At 25.0% G+C, this 1,554-nt stretch carries 2 protein-coding genes; both read right to left on the bottom strand.

The annotated features are described in order from the left end of the window. On the bottom strand, positions 1-740 hold a 740-nt coding region (locus BGS40_RS05680; protein ID WP_235672249.1), incomplete at its 3' end, for an Mbeg1-like protein. Then, a complete protein-coding gene (locus BGS40_RS05675; protein WP_002819291.1) occupies positions 740-1,423 on the bottom strand; it encodes a hypothetical protein in 684 nt (227 codons plus the stop codon). The genes BGS40_RS05675 and BGS40_RS05680, both read right to left, overlap by 1 nt. Between the last annotated feature and the right edge of the window lie 131 nt (positions 1,424-1,554).

The raw sequence follows: 1,554 nt of genomic DNA, 5'->3' as shown, positions 1-1,554 counted from the left end.
ATAGCTATATTAGGAAAATTCCAACCATAAACACTAGGGGAATTAAAAGTATAAACTTCATTAGGGCTAAAAGATAATTTGTCTTTATATTTAATATCGCAATATATCAAAGCCATTTGAGCTAAATACCCACCCAATGAATGTCCTACAAATATAATTCTTTTGTGTTTATTTTTGATTATTTTATTTACTTGTTCTAAAAATTCTAAAAGAGAAGAAGATTGGATATTGCCATTGAGGGATAGAGTTATGTCTTGAACTATATCTTGAATCGAGCTAATAAAATTATCAGTTTCAGTTCCCCTAAATCCTACTATAAATTCATCTTTTTCTTTATCATAAAACAAAGTAGCACTAAAGCCACTTGTAGTGTTAGGCTGATGAAATTGAACCTCATATCTTTGAATGAAATTTTTAGTCTGTAATTCTCCAAATTCTCCATTTAGTTTATCAAAATTTGTCTTTTCATCAAAGAAATTTAACATTTTTGATTGCCAAGCATCATCTTGTCTTAAATCAATCAATACTTCTTTATCTTTATGTTTTTGACTGACAACATGTTCTAAATTTACCTTTATTTCTCTATAGCCTCTAAGAGAATTTTCTTCTTGAATTTTTTCTTGATTAAAATCTAACTCAAATATATTTCTAGTATTTAAAAAATCAAAATAAAAATAACTAGCCCAGCACATTCTAGCATATTTATAAAGTTTCATATATTTGGCTTGTTTTTCATACATTAGTAGCCTCTTTTTTCTTGTAATTCTTTATATTTTTGAATATCATAGCATATCATTTTTCTTTTGTATTTAGCAAACATACCTATGTCAAGCCAAGAGTATGTATTGTCTATTTTATATTCTTGTATTGTATTTTTGCCGTCCTTATAGTACCATAAAATAATAATTTTTTTTATTCTAAAATCTACATATTGCTCTGTTATGTTGAATAAAATATCCTTGTTTATTTTTTTATAATTATCCCAAAGACTTATAATATTTTTTGCATCATAAATAACCGCCTTAGAATCAGCCTTCTCACACAAACTCTCAAATTCTTTAAAACTACTTTGCCATTCAAGAGGTACAAAAGAGTATCCAAACCAAAGAAGCATGAATAATGGATAAGGTAAAAATAAATAAAACTTTTTAATTTTTTTATCAATATTAAAAATTTTAAAGACAAGATAAAAGACAAGCTTTAAAAATAAATATACCCATATAGTAGAAAGTATAAACAAGCTAATCCATCCAAAGAAAGGAAAAGGGAAAAAGGTTAAAAGAGTTAAATAAGTAATATTATAAAAAGTTAAGATGACAAGAAAAAGATAAAATAAAGCTTGTTTTATATTTTTAAAGAATTGTTTTTTTAAATCATTTGAATTTTCTTTATTGTTAAAATAATGATAGAGCTTGTTTTTCATATATTTTTATCCTATATTACTTTGATTATTATCTTTAGTATCTTCAAACAAAGTAGCGCTAAAGCCACTTGTAGTGTTGGGCTGATGTTTTAAAAGTTTAAATCTATTTACAAAATCAATGATTCTTTTAC

It is taken from the genome of Campylobacter sp. 107, from assembly GCF_002383835.1.
In the GTDB taxonomy this organism is placed as follows: domain Bacteria; phylum Campylobacterota; class Campylobacteria; order Campylobacterales; family Campylobacteraceae; genus Campylobacter_D; species Campylobacter_D jejuni.
This window is presented reverse-complemented; position numbering and strand designations above follow the sequence as displayed.

What these genes read in the sequence shown, in the direction of transcription:
- BGS40_RS05675 (WP_002819291.1), bottom strand. Translation starts at nt 1,423, where the DNA reads ATGAAAAACAAGCTCTATCATTATTTTAACAATAAAGAAAATTCAAAT.